The organism is Sutcliffiella sp. NPDC057660, from assembly GCF_042800035.1.
Taxonomy (GTDB): Bacteria; Bacillota; Bacilli; order Bacillales; family Bacillaceae_I; genus Sutcliffiella_A.
This window is the reverse complement of record NZ_JBHVHV010000005.1, coordinates 162221-178830: the sequence shown is the minus strand read 5'-3', so window position 1 is coordinate 178830 and position 16610 is coordinate 162221. Positions and strand designations below refer to the sequence as shown.

At 42.2% G+C, this 16610-nt stretch carries 18 protein-coding genes; all 18 read left to right on the top strand.

Annotated features, from left to right (window positions below):
- Positions 1-5: 5 nt before the first annotated feature.
- The 18 genes from cheY (at position 6) to tsf (ending at position 16592) form a co-directional block, all read left to right on the top strand.
- Positions 6-368: a chemotaxis protein CheY gene (gene cheY, locus ACFVAD_RS07030; protein WP_204413695.1), complete on the top strand. Its 363-nt coding sequence runs from the start codon at positions 6-8 to the stop codon at positions 366-368.
- An 11-nt stretch (positions 369-379) separates the two neighbouring features.
- Complete coding sequence (locus ACFVAD_RS07025; RefSeq protein ID WP_386637499.1) at positions 380-1063, top strand: flagellar biosynthetic protein FliO; 684 nt, start codon at positions 380-382, stop codon at positions 1061-1063.
- On the top strand, positions 1060-1725 hold the full coding sequence (gene fliP / locus ACFVAD_RS07020) for a flagellar type III secretion system pore protein FliP (RefSeq protein ID WP_386637497.1): 666 nt from the start codon (positions 1060-1062) through the stop codon (positions 1723-1725). Before ACFVAD_RS07025 ends, fliP begins: the two co-directional genes overlap by 4 nt.
- 17 nt (positions 1726-1742) lie before the next feature.
- The gene (gene fliQ, locus ACFVAD_RS07015) at positions 1743-2012 is read left to right on the top strand and encodes a flagellar biosynthesis protein FliQ (RefSeq protein WP_386637495.1); all 270 of its coding nucleotides are present in this window, start codon (positions 1743-1745) and stop codon (positions 2010-2012) included.
- A gap of 4 nt (positions 2013-2016) precedes the next feature.
- Positions 2017-2793 carry a flagellar biosynthetic protein FliR gene (fliR, locus tag ACFVAD_RS07010; RefSeq protein ID WP_386637493.1) on the top strand — a complete coding sequence of 259 codons (777 nt, stop codon included), beginning with the start codon at positions 2017-2019 and terminating at the stop codon, positions 2791-2793.
- On the top strand, positions 2794-3882 hold the full coding sequence (flhB, locus tag ACFVAD_RS07005; protein ID WP_386637491.1) for a flagellar biosynthesis protein FlhB: 1089 nt from the start codon (positions 2794-2796) through the stop codon (positions 3880-3882).
- 26 nt (positions 3883-3908) lie between these two features.
- A complete protein-coding gene (gene flhA, locus ACFVAD_RS07000; protein ID WP_386637489.1) occupies positions 3909-5948 on the top strand; it encodes a flagellar biosynthesis protein FlhA in 2040 nt (679 codons plus the stop codon).
- Complete coding sequence (gene flhF, locus ACFVAD_RS06995; protein WP_386637487.1) at positions 5945-7090, top strand: flagellar biosynthesis GTPase FlhF; 1146 nt, start codon at positions 5945-5947, stop codon at positions 7088-7090. Before flhA ends, flhF begins: the two co-directional genes overlap by 4 nt.
- A complete protein-coding gene (locus ACFVAD_RS06990) occupies positions 7087-7974 on the top strand; it encodes a MinD/ParA family protein (protein ID WP_386637485.1) in 888 nt (295 codons plus the stop codon). The genes flhF and ACFVAD_RS06990 overlap by 4 nt, the downstream gene beginning before the upstream one ends.
- Before the next feature lie 51 nt (positions 7975-8025).
- Positions 8026-9093, top strand: coding sequence for a protein-glutamate methylesterase/protein-glutamine glutaminase (locus ACFVAD_RS06985; protein ID WP_386637483.1), 1068 nt, complete (start codon positions 8026-8028; stop codon positions 9091-9093).
- Between the two features lie 15 nt (positions 9094-9108).
- A complete protein-coding gene (locus ACFVAD_RS06980) occupies positions 9109-11142 on the top strand; it encodes a chemotaxis protein CheW (protein WP_386637481.1) in 2034 nt (677 codons plus the stop codon).
- Positions 11143-11193: 51 nt separating this feature from the next.
- Positions 11194-11643 carry a chemotaxis protein CheW gene (locus ACFVAD_RS06975; protein WP_386637478.1) on the top strand — a complete coding sequence of 150 codons (450 nt, stop codon included), beginning with the start codon at positions 11194-11196 and terminating at the stop codon, positions 11641-11643.
- A gap of 11 nt (positions 11644-11654) precedes the next feature.
- Positions 11655-12281, top strand: coding sequence for a chemotaxis protein CheC (locus ACFVAD_RS06970; RefSeq protein WP_386637476.1), 627 nt, complete (start codon positions 11655-11657; stop codon positions 12279-12281).
- Positions 12282-12782 (top strand): chemotaxis protein CheD, encoded by a 501-nt coding sequence (locus tag ACFVAD_RS06965; protein ID WP_386637474.1) that lies wholly within the window; start codon positions 12282-12284, stop codon positions 12780-12782.
- A 37-nt stretch (positions 12783-12819) separates the two neighbouring features.
- Positions 12820-13584, top strand: a complete 765-nt coding sequence (locus ACFVAD_RS06960) for a FliA/WhiG family RNA polymerase sigma factor (RefSeq protein ID WP_386637472.1) — start codon at positions 12820-12822, stop codon at positions 13582-13584.
- 645 nt (positions 13585-14229) lie between these two features.
- Positions 14230-14712: a hypothetical protein gene (locus ACFVAD_RS06955; RefSeq protein WP_386637470.1), complete on the top strand. Its 483-nt coding sequence runs from the start codon at positions 14230-14232 to the stop codon at positions 14710-14712.
- Positions 14713-14871: 159 nt separating this feature from the next.
- Positions 14872-15579 carry a 30S ribosomal protein S2 gene (rpsB, locus tag ACFVAD_RS06950; RefSeq protein ID WP_204413719.1) on the top strand — a complete coding sequence of 236 codons (708 nt, stop codon included), beginning with the start codon at positions 14872-14874 and terminating at the stop codon, positions 15577-15579.
- A 131-nt stretch (positions 15580-15710) separates the two neighbouring features.
- Positions 15711-16592, top strand: a complete 882-nt coding sequence (gene tsf / locus ACFVAD_RS06945) for a translation elongation factor Ts (RefSeq protein WP_386637467.1) — start codon at positions 15711-15713, stop codon at positions 16590-16592.
- Positions 16593-16610 lie beyond the last annotated feature (18 nt).

Sequence of the window (16610 nt, the reverse complement as noted above, 5' to 3'; positions counted from 1 at the left end):
ACAAGATGAGCAAACGTATATTAATTGTTGATGATGCAGCATTTATGAGAATGATGATCAAGGATATATTATCTAAAAACGGCTATGAAGTGGTAGCGGAAGCAGCCGATGGCGTGCAGGCTGTCGAGAAGTACAAGGAACATCATCCTGATCTGGTTACCATGGATATTACCATGCCGGAAATGGACGGAATCACTGCCTTGAAAGAAATTAAAGCAATCAATCCAAATGCAAAGGTAATCATGTGTTCTGCGATGGGGCAGCAAGCAATGGTTATCGATGCAATCCAAGCTGGCGCGAAAGACTTTATCGTCAAACCATTCCAAGCGGATCGAGTGATTGAAGCCATCCACAAAACTCTATCCTAGGAGTGTCAACTTTGCTTGCAAACATGAAAAAAATCAGTATAGCGTGCATTCTATTATTCTTTCTTCTGCCCTCTCCATTTACTGCTTCTCAGCAGGGAGAGGGAGGAAGCATGATGGTGGATGAAATGTTCAATCAAAAAAGTGATAAAGAAAAATCAGAAACAACCGAACAGGACCAAATTGACTCATTCAGTGATACAGAAATGGTCAACCAGCAAAGTGTACCAACTGTTACCATTTGGGATTTTGTAAAGATGATTTTTGCACTTATATTTGTTCTTTTCTTAATCTATATTGCTTTACGGTTTATCAATAAGAAAAATAAATGGTTCGATAACGGCCGGTCTGTCGAGAATATCGGGGGAACCAATCTAGGAAACAATAAATCACTGCAGCTCGTCAAGGTGGGCAATAGCATATTAGTAGTCGGAGTCGGGGATTCCATTAATCTATTAAAAGAAATAACGGACGAGAAAGAGGCAGGTCTACTTATTGAGGCATACAAGAATAAATCAGAAACAGCCCCTCTAACTACGGACAAATTCAAAGATTTGATAAAGAAACTTCCAACGAGTAAAAATGCGATCAAAACGAACCAGTTTTCCAGTCTATTAAAAGAACAGATTGGACAACTATCTCAGGAAAGGAAAAAGAAGATCAGTGAGTTGGATGAAAAGGAAGGTCGGGGACGATGACAGATTTAATGGAAGTCTTCAGTGGCAATGACGCCTCAACCGTATCCACTTCTGTTCAGCTTTTACTATTATTGACCGTTTTCTCACTGGCACCAGCAATCCTGATTCTAATGACCAGTTTTACAAGAATCATCATTGTTCTATCCTTTGTCAGGACTTCCTTGGCAACGCAGTCGATGCCGCCAAACCAGGTATTGATTGGGCTATCATTATTTTTAACATTTTTCATTATGGCTCCGACCTTTTCACAAGTGAATGAACAGGCTCTGCAGCCGCTGTTTAATGAGGAAATTACCCTTGATGAGGCATATGAATTGGCAGCTTTGCCAATGAAGGAATTTATGAGTAAGCATACAAGACAGAAAGACCTTGCACTATTTATGGATTATTCAGGAATGGAAAGACCTGAATCCATAGAAGATATACCGCTGACCGTTTTAGTGCCGGCTTTTGCAATCAGTGAATTGAAAACCGCTTTTCAGATAGGATTTATGATATTTATCCCATTTCTTGTGATTGATATGGTAGTGGCGAGTGTTCTGATGTCGATGGGGATGATGATGCTTCCTCCGGTAATGATTTCCCTGCCATTCAAAATATTATTGTTTGTCCTTGTTGATGGCTGGTATATCGTCGTGAAATCACTGCTGCAAACATTTTAAAAGAGGTGTCAAAGTAAATGAGCCCAGAATTCGTAATATCCATGGCAGAACGAGGAGTTTTTACTATTTTGCTGATTTCCGCTCCTCTATTAATACTCGCTTTAGTAGTGGGCTTAGTTGTAAGTATCTTTCAGGCTACCACCCAAATCCAGGAACAGACGCTTGCATTTATTCCGAAAATTGTTGCAGTCCTCGTAGGTCTTATCGTATTCGGCCCATGGATGCTATCCAATATGCTTTCCTATGCGATGGAAATTTTCAATAATATGCACCGATTTGTGAGTTAGAAGGATGCTTGAATCATTGAACTATTTTCCGGCATTTCTGCTGGTTCTGACCAGGGTGACAGCTTTTTTTGTAACACTGCCTCTCTTTTCATATCGGAGTGTTCCTGCAACATTTAAAGTTGGTCTCGGATTTTTTTTCGCACTGGTGATGTCCTTCAGTCTTGAACTTCCTGTCCTTGAAATCGACGGCATGTTTATCATGCTGGTAGTAAAAGAAATGATGGTTGGTCTATTAATCGGACTGGTTGCCTATATGATTTTGACCGCCATTCAGATTGCTGGAGGTTTAATAGATTTTCAGATGGGCTTTGCAATTGCGAATGTCATCGATCCCCAGACCGGTGTACAAAGTCCGATCATCGGGCAATTTTTCTATATGTTTGCGATGCTGCTGCTATTGTCTGTAAATGGTCATCATTTGATGCTTGATGGTATTTTCTATAGCTACGAACTCATTTCCATCACTCAAAGCTGGCTTCCACTTGGTGACGAGCTTGTACTGGAATACGTATTGAAAGCGGTCAACATGATGTTTGTCATTGCGCTGCAACTGGCATTCCCAATTGTCGCTATCCTTTTTTTGGTGGATGTTGCGCTGGGAATAGTTGCACGTACAGTTCCACAGCTAAATATATTTGTTGTAGGTCTTCCTTTGAAGATTGGGGTAAGCTTTATTGCCATTATCTTCTCCCTGACCATCCTGTTTACATTGTTTTATCAATTGTTCGAATTAATGCTTCACACCATGAGAGGGTTAATGGAATTGCTTGGAGGTTTATAGATGGCAATATTGTTGAAACTGGACCTGCAGTTTTTTTCTGGAGAGAAAACGGAAAAGGCGACGCCTAAAAAACGTCAGGACACGAGAAAGAAGGGGCAGGTTGCGAAAAGTGCCGACGTCAATACGGCATTTGTTCTGATTGCTGTATTTCTTTGTCTTTCGTTTATAGGACCTTGGCTGAAATCGGAAATTCTCACACTGTTTGTTCAAGCGTTTCAGGTGTATATGCTTGAAGAAGTCACAGTGGATCAGGTTCATCTGATATTTATGGATATACTGATGCAGCTCATCATCCTTGTTGGACCGATCATGCTGGCTGCCATGGTTGGAGCGGTCATTGCGAATTTCGTTCAGGTAGGTGCATTGTTTTCCACTGAAGCGATCCATATGAAACTGAATAAGCTGGATCCCATTCAGGGTTTTAAGCGCATCTATTCCGTAAGGGCTATCGTTGAATTGATTAAATCGATGTTGAAGATTCTTTTTGTGGGCATTATCACTTTTTCGCTTCTCTGGTTCAGCCTTGAGGAAATATTGATGCTATCCCAGATGAACATTCATGAAGCATTGGGATTTATCGGAAGCTTAACGGTTCGAATGGGGCTTATTGCCGGTGCAGGACTCTTGTTTCTATCAGTCTTTGATTATCTTTATCAGAAATATGACTATGAAAAGAATATCAGAATGTCCAAGAATGATATTAAAGATGAATACAAAAAGTCTGAGGGCGACCCCCTGATTAAATCAAAAATCAAGCAAAAGCAAAGGGAGATGGCCATGCAGCGTATGATGCAGGATATTCCCCAGGCGGATGTCATCATCACCAATCCGACTCATTATGCCATCGCTCTCAAATATGATGAGAATAAAAGGGATGCTCCTTATGTATTGGCCAAAGGTGTAGATTTTGTTGCTTTAAAGATAAGGGAAGTGGCCAAAGAGCATAACATTACCACAGTGGAAAATAAACCACTTGCAAGAGCCATTTACAGTCAGTCCGAAATCGGCGATGCTATTCCCGAAGAGTATTTCCAGGCAGTAGCGGAAATATTGGCTTATGTATACCGATTAAAGAACCTTGTTAAATGATGGTTTGACCTAAAGGAGAGATTATTATGTCAGCTAGAGATCTAAGCGTATTACTTAGCGTTATCCTGATTATTGCCATGTTAATTATTCCATTTCCTTCCTGGATGCTAAGTATTCTAATCATTATCAATATCTCCCTTGCATTGATCGTATTATTGACTACCATGAACATTCAGGAACCTTTGCAATTCTCCATCTTTCCATCGTTGCTCTTATTATTGACGCTGTATCGATTGGCGCTAAATGTTTCTACTACAAGGTCCATTCTCAGTGAAGGAGATGCGGGTACTGTAGTAGATACGTTTGGGACATTTGTAGTTGGAGGCAATGTTGTTGTAGGACTTGTTGTGTTTCTGATTTTAGTAGTTATCCAGTTTGTTGTTATTACAAAAGGTTCAGAACGCGTATCGGAAGTCGCGGCACGATTCACCTTGGATGCGATGCCAGGTAAACAGATGAGTATCGATGCGGACCTCAATGCCGGACTGATTTCCGAGCATACGGCTAAAGCGCGGCGTGAAAAGATCGCAAAGGAAGCGGACTTCTATGGTGCGATGGATGGTGCGAGTAAATTCGTAAAAGGGGATGCCATTGCCGGTATCATCATTGTATTCATTAATATGCTTTTCGGAATTGTGATAGGGATGACACAGCTTGGTCTTTCTTTCGGAGAATCTGCCCAGAAGTTTACGCTACTCACGGTAGGTGACGGGATTGTTTCCCAGATACCTGCACTTTTAATTGCAACAGCGACTGGTATCGTTGTGACAAGAGCTGCCTCGGAAGGTAACCTTGGGGCAGATATTACGGCCCAGCTATTCGCCTATCCGCAGATGCTCTATGTTGCAGGAGGAACGATTCTGCTTCTTGGAATCTTTACGCCAATAGGACCGTTATTGACAGCACCTATCGCTCTTTTGCTGATTGTTGGCGGGTATTTCATCCACCAATCCCAGAAAAAAGAGGAAATGGTGGTCGTGGAAACGGAGGAAGAAGTTGTTACAGACGAATTGCGAAGTCCGGAAAGTGTGGTCAACCTTCTCTCTGTTGACCCGATAGATTTTGAATTCGGGTATGGATTGATTCCATTGGCAGATTCGAAGCAGGGTGGAGACTTATTGGACCGCATTGTCATGATTCGGAGACAGTTGGCGTTGGAGCTTGGAATCGTCATTCCGGTTGTCAGGATACGTGATAATATTCAACTGCATCCGAATGAATATCGCCTGAAAATCAAAGGCAATGAAGTGGCAAGAGGCGAACTGCTCCTTGATCACTATTTGGCAATGAGTCCTGGAATGGAGGATGATAGTATTGAAGGAATAGATACGATCGAGCCATCCTTCGGTCTTGCCGCTAAATGGATCAGTGAGGAAAAGAAGGATGAGGCGGAAATGTACGGCTATACAGTCGTCGATCCCCCATCTGTCGTTTCCACTCATATCACAGAGAAGATAAAACAGCATGCACATGAACTATTGGGCCGACAGGAAACGAAGCAGCTTGTCGATCATCTAAGAGAAACGTCACCTATTCTAATAGAAGAAGTTACACCTTCTCCATTGACCATAGGGGATGTTCAAAAAGTTCTCTCAAAGCTATTGAAGGAAAATGTGTCGATAAGAAATCTTCCGGTCATTTTCGAAACGCTTGCAGACTATGGGAAAATGTCTGCAGATACGGAGCTGCTTACTGAATATGTAAGACAGGCTTTAAGCAAGCAGATCACCAACCAATATTCTATCGGAAACGAGTCCTTCAAGGTTGTAACCTTGGCAGGTCGGGTGGAGAAGCTGATAGCTGACCATATTCAGCAGACGGACCACGGCAATTTCCTTAGCCTGGATCCGAACATATCGGTCGAAATAGTCCAGAGAGTCGGAGAGCAAATGGAGCAATTCTCAGTTTACGAACAGACTCCGATCCTCCTTTGTTCTCCGGCTGTAAGGATGTACGTGAAACAATTACTGGAGCGGTATCTTCCACAAATACCTGTTCTGTCCTATAACGAACTGGAAGCCAGTGTAGAAGTACAAAGCATAGGGGTGGTGAATGTGGAAGGATGAAAGTAAAAAAATACAAAGCCTCCTCCATGCAGGAAGCTATGAGTCAAGTTCGGGCTGAGCTTGGGGATGAGGCAGTCATTTTAAATTCAAAAGCGGTAAAAACAACCAGTTTTTTTGGACTAGTTACAAAAAAAGGTGTGGAAGTCATAGCTGCAGTGGATGAGGAACCAATCAAACAGAAAAACAAAAACTATCCTGTCCTGGAAATAGAACCGGTCAAGGAACCTGACGTTGTCCGAAATGAGCAATTCTCAATCGATTTTTCGAGTCAGAGAGAGCTTCTTGATAATATTCAAGAGATGAAACGGATGATGAAAGGGTTAAAAAGTCCATATAGCCGTGATTCAGAATTACCCGATTACTTTTTCGAAATCGAAGAATCCTTGCAGAAAACGGAACTTCCCACCGAACTCGCACAAGCAGCTTCAGAGCATCTTTATCAAGAGTGGCAGAAGAGTAAAAATATGTCCAAAAGACAGATGACAGAGACTCTAAAGGGTTATTTTCTTCAATTAATAGAGCAGGTTGATTTTGAGCGGAATATTTATAAGAAGAAGTATGTAAGCCTTGTCGGCCCAACAGGCGTCGGTAAAACCACGACATTGGCGAAAATGGCAGCGAGTGTGGTACTGAAGCATGGCAAGAGCGTTGGTTTTATAACGACTGATACCTACAGGATTGCTGCTATTGAACAATTGAAAACCTATGCAAGCATTTTGGAAGCGCCAATTGAGGTTTGTTATAATGCCGAAGATTTTCAGGAGGCAAAAGGGAGGCTTTCTCATCTGGATATTGTGTTTATCGATACGGCAGGGAGGAACTTTCTGAATGAAGAGTTTGTCAGGGATCTGCAAGCGGTCATTGATTTCAAAGAGGAAATGGATACGTTTCTGGTTTTATCCCTCACTTCGAAAATAAATGATATGAAAAAGATAACAGATCAGTTTTGGAAAGTCGGCATTCAACAATTCATATTCACGAAAAAAGATGAAACGGCTTCCTCAAGCTCGATGTATGCCATGATACAACAATACGATATTGGTGCAGCTTTTATCACAAATGGACAAAGTGTGCCGGAAGACCTGCAGGTGGCACATAAGGACCTGGTCGTCACAGAATTGCTTGAGGAATTGAAGCAATGAATGATCAGGCAAGACTACTAAGAGAGCAGATTGAAAGACATCGTGAATCATCAGGACATGAAGGCCGGCCTCACAAGGAAGCAAAGAGCCTTGCCATCATAAGCGGAAAAGGCGGAGTAGGAAAATCCAATTTTTCGTTGAACTTTTCGATAGCCCTCCAGCAAAAAGGGAATAAAGTACTCTTGTTCGACTTGGATATCGGGATGGCAAATATAGATATTCTAATGGGCACAACTCAAGGTTACAGCATAGTACATCTTTTTGAAGAAGGACGCACACTGGATCAGATTATACAGCGCGGACCGGAAAATCTCTCCTATATAGCTGGAGGATCGGGATTAACAGAAATTTTCAAAATGGATGAGCAAAAAAGGAGATATTTTTTAAGCCAGTTGGAAGAAGCTTCGTCCCATTACGATTACATTATCTTTGATATGGGAGCTGGGATCACGGATGAAACTCTGCAACTCCTTTTATCGGTCGAGGAGATCTTCCTACTGACGACGTGTGAACCTACGTCTTTGACAGATGCCTATTCCGCTCTAAAATATATCAATATCCATGAGGAATCCATTCCATTTAAATTGCTGTTGAATAAAGTTCCGGATTTCCAAGTCGCTGCCAAGACAGCTGAACGGCTTCAGGCAGTGGCCAAGCAATTTCTGAAAAAAGACCTTCCATATCTTGGCTCCATCCCGGATGATAGATATGTGTTGCATGCTGTAATGGAACAGACCCCATTTGTACTGAAGTATCCTAAATGCCAGGCATCAAGGGCAGTAGCCAACATAGCTTCCTATTACTTGGAGGATAAGAAAAAGTCCTCTACATCAACCAATCAAAAACCATCCTTTGTCGCAAAGCTACTTCGTCTTTTTTCCTAAAGACTGAATGGTTGCGGTAATAGCTTTCGAAAGAGGGGCAGTCATACAAAAATGAAAAAAATAAAAGTATTGGTGACAGACGATTCAATTTTTATGCGGAAGCTGATTTCAGATCTTCTTCAAGATCACCCCGATATTGAAGTGATTGCTACTGCGCGTAATGGGGCCGAGGCAATCGAAAAGGTGAAGGAACTGTCACCGGATGTTGTCACATTGGATGTGGAAATGCCTGTTATGGACGGCTTAGAAGCATTGAAGCAAATGATGGCCCAATCAACTGTACCTGTTATCATGCTTTCAAGTACAACCTCGTCGGGATCCTTGAATACCATTCTGGCGATTGAAAACGGGGCAGTAGACTTTGTTGCAAAACCATCCGGAGCAATATCCTTGGATATATATAAGGTAAAAGAGGAATTGATCGAGAAAATTCTGCTTGCTGCATCTTCCAATATCCTATCTTTACGAAAAAGAGAGAGGAAAAAACCCCAGCCAACAAAAGCCTTGTGTAGTAAAATAGACCTAGATTCAGAGGAAAGAAAATGGAACAGATCTATTATCTGTATAGGGACGTCGACCGGAGGACCAAGAGCACTTCAAACATTGCTTACCTCGCTGCCGAACTCCTTGAATACACCTGTATTTATTGTTCAGCACATGCCAAAGCAATTTACAAAATCATTGGCAGAGCGGCTCAATTCCCTTTGCAGTTTTCCTGTTACAGAAGGGGCACATAGTGAAAAAGTGAAAAACGGTACCGTTTATATTGCGCCTGGCGGGTTTCATATGGAAGTGGAGGAGTTAGGAGACGAGCTATATATCTCCTTGAATGAAGATTCTCCTTTAAAAGGTCATCGTCCAGCCGTTGATAACCTCTTTGCTTCCTTGAGTAAATTAAAGAAAACCAGGAAAATTGCCGTAGTCCTTACAGGAATGGGTACGGATGGGGCTGCCGGGATAAGGAAGCTAAAAGAAAGTGGACACACAGTTGCAATAGCCGAGTCAGAACAGACTTCCATTGTGTATGGCATGCCGAATGCAGCCGTTCAGACAGGCCTTGTAGATCGCATCGAAAATCTTGAAGATATTGCTGACGTTATTCAGCAATATACATTGTGATAGGGGTGTTTCAACATGGAATTAAGCCAATATTTAGATATTTTCCTTGAAGAAAGCAAGGAACATTTAGAAACAATCAATAACCAGCTTGTTGAATTGGAACGTAATCCTCAGAATATCGAAATTGTCAATGAAATCTTCCGTTCCGCACATACACTTAAAGGAATGTCTGCCACGATGGGCTATGAAGACCTTGCGAGTCTGACTCATCAAATGGAAAATGTGCTGGATATGATTCGAAATCATAAATTATCTGTTTCGTCCAATCTGTTGGATGTCATTTTCCGCTCGGTAGAGTATCTAGAGGCAATGGTATTTTCCATTGCAGATGGTGGAGATGGGAAAAAAGATGTTTCCGATGTAGTCGCGCTGCTGGTGAAAATTGAAAAAGGCGAGACGTTCGTGGACGAGTCAATAAAGACGAGTGGAGATGTGGAGGAGCATTCCTATGACTCCTATGAACTGACGATTCTCCAACAATCCGAAGAACAAGGGTTTTTGCCTTTGGAGGTCAAGGTTACTCTCCGCAAAGACTGTCTTTTAAAAGCAGCTAGAGTATTTATGGTGTTTGAAGTGGTGGAGCAGATAGGGGAAGTAATCAAATCAAACCCACCTGTTGACCAGCTTGAAGAAGAGAACTTCAACGATTCGTTTGTTATTACAATGGTAACAAAAGAGGACAAACAGGATGTCAAAGAAAGAATCATGAAGGTTTCAGAAGTGGAAAAGGTAGAAACTACCGTTATACATACAAAAAATCTTTCTGTGCAGGAAACAAACGACGTGCAAGTTGAACCTGAAAATGAAGGGCTTGTGCTACCTGTCATAGAGGCAGCAGCAACGTTGGAGCCTTCAATGAAGGCTGCAGAGCCGGTAGTTGCTATAAAAGCAGGACAAACAAACAAAACGATCCGAGTAAGTATCGATAGGCTGGATGGGCTGATGAATCTGTTTGAAGAGCTTGTGATCGATAGAGGAAGGCTGGAGCAGATTTCAAAGGAATTGAATGAGACTGAATTGATTGAAACTGTAGAAAGAATGTCCAGAATATCGAATGATCTGCAGAACATCATCTTGAATATGCGTATGGTCCCTATTGAAACCGTCTTTAACCGTTTTCCTCGTATGGTCCGACAGCTTGCAAGAGATCTTGGGAAAAAGGTGGAAATAGAAATCATTGGTGCTGAAACCGAATTGGATCGTACCGTTATGGATGAGATCGGCGATCCGCTTGTTCATCTTCTGCGCAATGCAATCGACCATGGCATTGAGCTGCCTGATCAAAGAAGCGCGGCTGGGAAGGATGAAGAAGGTAAAATCACATTAAAAGCCTTTCATAGCGGGAACCATGTTTTCATTGAAATCGTCGATAATGGCGGTGGAATTTCAAGGGAGAAGGTCCTTAAGAAAGCGATTAGCCGGGGTATCGTATCCTCTCAGCTTGCCGATAGTCTAACAGACCAGGAAGTTTTTCAGCTTATATTATCCTCTGGATTCTCGACTGCTGAAGTGATCTCGGACATCTCTGGCCGTGGTGTTGGATTGGATGTAGTAAAAAACACAATAGAATCCCTAGGTGGAAATATCACGATAGATTCCGTGGAAGGAAAAGGAACAACCTTCTCCATCCAACTGCCATTGACCTTGTCTATCATATCCGTACTACTTACAGAAATAGAAAAAGAGAAATACGCAATTCCTTTATCGTCAATCATAGAGACGGCAATTATCAAGAAAGAGGAAATCCTGACCGCACATGGGCAGGAAGTAATTGACTTCCGAGGGAAAATTGTACCGGTCGTACACCTTGAAAAGGTATTTCATGTCGAGAAAACCCGGGATAATAAAGCGGATCTTTATTCCATTGTCCTGGTGAAAAAAGGGGATAAGATGGCAGCGCTTGTCGTGGACTCCTTCATTGGACAGCAGGAGGTTGTATTAAAGGCACTTGGCCAATACCTAAGTTCAACATATGCCATAAGCGGGGCGACTATACTCGGAGATGGACAGGTTGCGCTGATTGTAGACTGCAACGCTCTTATAAAATAGATACGTTGCTATTCGTAGCCCGTGATTTCAGGAATGACTGGAGGAAAAGGAATGCAGACAACTGCTCAAAAATTAAAGCTCATTATTTTTGAACTGAATACGGAGGAATATTCCATACAGGTTCAGCAGGTCCGCTCTATCGAGAAATTATTGCCAATTACAAGAGTTCCCAATGTACCTGCACATATTAAGGGAGTCATTAATCTAAGGGGTGTAATCACACCAATTGTCGATCTGCGTACAAGATTTGATTTGCCTGAAAAGCCCTATGATGAAAGAACAAGAATCATCATTACAGTTGTCGGTGATCTTGAAGTAGGATTTATCGTGGATGCTGCAAACGATGTTCTGGATATCTCCGAAGAGTCAATCGAACCGGCGCCGGAAGTAGTGGGAAGCGTTGAAACAAAATATGTCCAGGGTGTCGTGAAGATTGATAAACGACTGTTCGTTCTCTTGGATCTTCATGAAGTCCTGCAATTGGAAACACTACATGATTGAAGGTTGATAGAATGAACAATCGGGATAAACAATTAGAATTGGACTTATTGAAGGAGCTTGGCAATATAGGCGCTGGCAATGCTGCCACCGCTTTGTCGCAGCTCTTGAATAAAGATATATATATGAACGTTCCAAGGGCAAAGATTGTCAGCTTCAATGAAATGATGGAGCTTGCAGGCGGCCCTGAAAGACCTGTTGCAGCCGTGTTTTTAACAATGGAAGGGGAGCTTTCCGGCAGCTTGTTCTTCGTCCTTTCCTTGGAAGATGCTACAAAGCTGATACAGCAGCTATTAGAGGACGAAAGTCTGAACAAAGAAAGCTTGCCGCAACATGAGATGGCCTTGTCTGCATTGCAGGAATTGGGCAATATTGTCTCCGCTCATTATTTGACGGCATTATCGGAAGCAATCGGACTAATTGTGACACCTTCTGTACCACAGGTTTCATTGGATATGGTAGGGGCTATTGTAATGGCAGGTCTGCTGGAAATTTCACATGTGAGTGACCATGCGATATTCATTGATACGGAACTATCGCAAACCTCAGACGAGACGGCCGAGAAAGTGAAGGGTCATTTCTTCCTTATTCCTTTTCCGGATTCATTCGAAAAAATTTTGATGGAATTGGGAGCGAAGTAAATGCTGGGCTTACAAAATGTCGTCAAAGTTGGTATTGCAGAGATGAATATAGTTCAAGTTCCACAGTTCATACGCACATCCGGTCTTGGATCATGTGTCGGGGTCGTTCTTTATGATGCGACATCAAAGATTGCAGGGATGGTACATGTGATGCTTCCCAATTCCAGCCTTGCGAGGACAACAGATTTTAACCCTTGCAAATATGCAGATACAGGAGTGGATCATCTACTCCATATGTTAATCAGAAGTGGCGCCAGCCTCCCGAAATTGAAAGCCAAAATGGCTGGAGGAGCTCAGATGTTCCAATTCTCCAGTTCTAGCAGTGAAATGATGAGAATCGGCCCCAGAAATGTCGAGGCTGTCAGGGAAAGACTTGAATTTCACCAAATAAAGGTAGTAGGCGAGGATTGCGGGGGTAACAGCGGCAGAACCATTGAATTCAATCCGGAATCAGGAAAACTGATGATAAAGACAGTCAATAAAGGAATCACTTATATTTAATGTAATAGGTCTTAACGGCAATAAAGGGGGGGAAGCCATGAGTACAATATCATCTAGCAAGGAATCAAGCTACTGGAATCTTTGGAAAACAAAAAAAGATCAGGATGCAGGCGATTATCTAGTGAAGAAATATATGCCACTTGTCCATTATCATGTTCAGCGTATCGCAACAGGCCTACCCAAAAATGTAAAAAGAGAAGAACTAAAAAGCTTGGCATTGGTCGGGTTATTTGATGCTATAGAAAAATTCGACCCCAGCAGGGACTTGAAGTTTGACACCTATGCCTCTTTCCGGATTCGCGGCTCCATCATTGACGGATTAAGAAAAGAAGATTGGCTTCCAAGAAGTCTACGCGAAAAGTCCAAACGGATTGAAGCGGCAATCGAAAGGTTGGAGCAGTCGCTCATGCGGAATGCCACCCTTCAGGAACTGGCGGAGGAGCTTTGCATGCCTGAGGAGGAAGTAGCCGCTATTACTCATGAGGTGTTTTTTTCCAACGTTCTATCCATTGATGATATGCCGAAGGAACAGGATGATTCCTCCCATCAAACCTTTGCTCTGAAAGATGAATCAATCATTTCCCCTGAACAGGAATTGTTGAAATCCGAAGCGATCCAGCAGCTGATGGACCAGATTGAAAAACTGAATGACAATGAAAAGCTGGTCATTAGTCTATTCTATAAAGAGGAACTGACCTTGACGGAGATTGGTCAGGTACTCAGCCTTACTACCTCCCGGATTTCACAGATACATTCCAAAGCAATCTTTAAATTGCGCAAAGAACTGTCTGCTATGATTTGATGTAATAGACCATAAAAACTCCCCTGTTGGTTTTCGCTGCAGGGGGGCGTTCAAAATCAATTTTGTTCATAATTCAAGGCTATTTTCGTAAGATTGTTGCTTTAAGCATAGGGAGCTGGACTAAAGATTAAATGTGAACAATAAACACCCTGTTGGTCTCCGTTCCAGGCGGCAGCGATCGCGGGCGGCCTCGGGATCCTCCTCGGGGGTCTCCCTTGACACGCTGCTCCCGCAGGAGTCTCACGCCTTGCACTCCAACCAACAAGGGTGAGTAATAGAATAAAATTTGCCTTTCTAAAGTTTGACAAATTGGCCTTTGTCTCTTATTTTCATTTCAGTGGAGCAAATAATGTTAAAAAACTGAGTTGATTGTAGCGGAGGACACTTGACTCCAGCGGGAGAATAGAGGGTATGGGAGACCCCACTGGCGAAGCCGAGGAGGCTCCCATCCGTCCCCGGCGAATCTTGTGTCCGCAGCGGAAATCAACGGCTACATTTGAAGTGGCCATTTTATCAAACTAGTAGCAATGAATGTGATAACAGCCTAATATGAATTAAAAAGTGCAAAATCCCAAAGCCGGTTGTGTTCATTCAATAACGCAATCGGCTCCATCTTTGATATGAAGTGAAAGGAGCGTGTTGCTTTTGACAAACCTATTCTTGGTGATTAATTTTGCCATAAGCTTATTGGCTATTTTTCTTGTTATCATCCTATATATTAAATTTTCTAATGTACAGCAGCTGGAACAGGATTATCATAAGCTGCTGAAAGAGGCGGAAGAAACGATAGGTTCCTATGTTTACGAACTGAAGGAAGAGAACGAAGCTTTTCTAGCGAAGCTCCCTGAACGTAATAAAGTGGTGAAAGAGCAGTCAGGGAATTCGACAGAACGTTTAATTGACGAAAAGGAGCCTGAAATCACCCAGGATGATATCAATGCCTTGCTTGGGGGAAGGGTACCGTCAGACTCAAAAGGCAAGAATGAAAAGAAAATAGCTTTTGAAGAATTAAGCACCTATGAACAAGTGGCGATCCTTCTTGAAGAAGGCCATTCCATGGAGGAAATTGCAAAGAAATTGGATAAAGGTAAGACGGAAATAGAACTTTTGTGGAAAATTCGACAGTGATAAGCAATTACGACTTGATTGTAAAATGTGATTGTGATATATTTATTTTCGGTGTTATAAATTCACACGTTTACCGATTCGAGCATTGGTGCTGACCTGTTCAGTTTTGCTTGGAAATGAAGTGGACGGAGGAAAAAAAACCATTAGGAGGAATATAACATGTCAGTAATCTCTATGAAACAATTACTAGAAGCTGGTGTACACTTCGGACACCAAACTCGCCGTTGGAACCCGAAAATGAAGAAATTCATCTTCACTGAGCGTAACGGCATCTACATCATCGACCTTCAAAAGACAGTTAAAAAGGTTGAAGAAGCATACAACTTCGTGAAGGAACTTGCTGGTAACGGCGGAACAGTATTATTCGTTGGTACTAAAAAGCAAGCTCAGGATTCTGTGAAAGAAGAAGCAGAACGTTCCGGAATGTACTACGTTAACCAACGTTGGTTAGGTGGAACTTTAACTAACTTTGAAACAATCCAAAAGCGTATTTCTCGTCTAAAAGCGATTGAAAAAATGCAAGAAGATGGAACTTTCGAAGTTCTTCCAAAGAAAGAAGTTGTAATGTTAAAGAAAGAGCTAGAGCGTCTTGAAAAATTCTTAGGCGGAATTAAAGACATGAAGGGCCTTCCTGATGCATTATTCATCATTGACCCACGCAAAGAGCGTATCGCTGTTGCAGAAGCAAGAAAATTGAACATCCCTATCGTTGGTATCGTAGACACTAACTGTGATCCGGACGAAATCGATGTTGTAATCCCTGCAAACGACGATGCAATCCGTGCTGTAAAACTTTTAACTGGTAAAATGGCAGATGCTATCCTTGAAGCGAAACAAGGCGAAGAGACTGCTACAACTACTGCATAATTTGATTTAAGAAAAAGGTGATAAGAGGGGAAAGCCTTTTATCACTTTTTTTTGGAAAATATCCAGATGGCAGAGTGGACCAACTTTTCCCCACTCCATCAGATTTACATACACTAAGGAGGAATATTACTATGGCTGTAACTGCTCAAATGGTAAAAGAATTACGTGAAAAAACTGGCGCTGGCATGATGGACTGCAAAAAAGCGTTAACTGAAACAAACGGTGACATGGAGAAAGCAATCGATTTCCTGCGTGAAAAAGGTATTGCGAAAGCTGCTAAAAAGACTGACCGTATCGCTGCTGAAGGGTTGACTGCTATCGTAACTAAAGGAAACGAAGCGGTAATCCTTGAAGTGAACTCTGAAACGGATTTCGTAGCGAAAAACGAAGGATTCAAAACGCTTGTTAACGAATTGGGTGAATTCCTGATCACAAACAAACCTGAATCTGTAGAAGCTGCACTTGAAATGAAAATGGACAATGGTGTTGCAGTATCTGAACACATCAACACTGCTATTTCTAAAATCGGTGAGAAGTTGACTCTTCGCCGCTACACTATCGTAACTAAAACAGACGCTGACGCGTTTGGTGCATACCTTCACATGGGTGGACGCATCGGTGTATTGACTCTTCTTGAAGGTACTACTGATGAAGCTGCTGCGAAAGACGTTGCTATGCACATCGCTGCAATCAACCCTAAATACGTTTCCCGTGACGAAGTTTCTGCTGAAGAAGCTGATCGTGAGCGTAAAGTTCTTACCGAGCAAGCATTAAACGAGGGCAAGCCTGAGAACATTGTAGCTAAAATGGTAGAAGGTCGCCTTGGAAAATACTTCGAGGACATCTGCCTTTTAGACCAGTCTTTCGTTAAAAACCCTGACATGAAAGTTCGTCAATTCGTTGAAAGCAAAGGCGGAGCTGTAAAATCATTCATCCGCTACGAAGTTGGAGAAGGTATCGAAAAACGTCAAGATAACTTCGCTGAAGAAGTAATGAGCCAAGTTAAAAAATAAGAGTTGAACTCTGTATAG

Coding starts and splice junctions, on each gene's coding strand:
- cheY (WP_204413695.1), top strand. CDS start 6: ATGAGCAAACGTATATTAATTGTTGATGATGCAGCATTTATGAGAATG.
- fliP (WP_386637497.1), top strand. CDS start 1,060: ATGACAGATTTAATGGAAGTCTTCAGTGGCAATGACGCCTCAACCGTA.
- fliQ (WP_386637495.1), top strand. CDS start 1,743: ATGAGCCCAGAATTCGTAATATCCATGGCAGAACGAGGAGTTTTTACT.
- fliR (WP_386637493.1), top strand. CDS start 2,017: ATGCTTGAATCATTGAACTATTTTCCGGCATTTCTGCTGGTTCTGACC.
- flhB (WP_386637491.1), top strand. CDS start 2,794: ATGGCAATATTGTTGAAACTGGACCTGCAGTTTTTTTCTGGAGAGAAA.
- flhA (WP_386637489.1), top strand. CDS start 3,909: ATGTCAGCTAGAGATCTAAGCGTATTACTTAGCGTTATCCTGATTATT.
- flhF (WP_386637487.1), top strand. CDS start 5,945: ATGAAAGTAAAAAAATACAAAGCCTCCTCCATGCAGGAAGCTATGAGT.
- ACFVAD_RS06990 (WP_386637485.1), top strand. CDS start 7,087: ATGAATGATCAGGCAAGACTACTAAGAGAGCAGATTGAAAGACATCGT.
- ACFVAD_RS06985 (WP_386637483.1), top strand. CDS start 8,026: ATGAAAAAAATAAAAGTATTGGTGACAGACGATTCAATTTTTATGCGG.
- ACFVAD_RS06980 (WP_386637481.1), top strand. CDS start 9,109: ATGGAATTAAGCCAATATTTAGATATTTTCCTTGAAGAAAGCAAGGAA.
- ACFVAD_RS06975 (WP_386637478.1), top strand. CDS start 11,194: ATGCAGACAACTGCTCAAAAATTAAAGCTCATTATTTTTGAACTGAAT.
- ACFVAD_RS06970 (WP_386637476.1), top strand. CDS start 11,655: ATGAACAATCGGGATAAACAATTAGAATTGGACTTATTGAAGGAGCTT.
- ACFVAD_RS06965 (WP_386637474.1), top strand. CDS start 12,282: ATGCTGGGCTTACAAAATGTCGTCAAAGTTGGTATTGCAGAGATGAAT.
- ACFVAD_RS06960 (WP_386637472.1), top strand. CDS start 12,820: ATGAGTACAATATCATCTAGCAAGGAATCAAGCTACTGGAATCTTTGG.
- rpsB (WP_204413719.1), top strand. CDS start 14,872: ATGTCAGTAATCTCTATGAAACAATTACTAGAAGCTGGTGTACACTTC.
- tsf (WP_386637467.1), top strand. CDS start 15,711: ATGGCTGTAACTGCTCAAATGGTAAAAGAATTACGTGAAAAAACTGGC.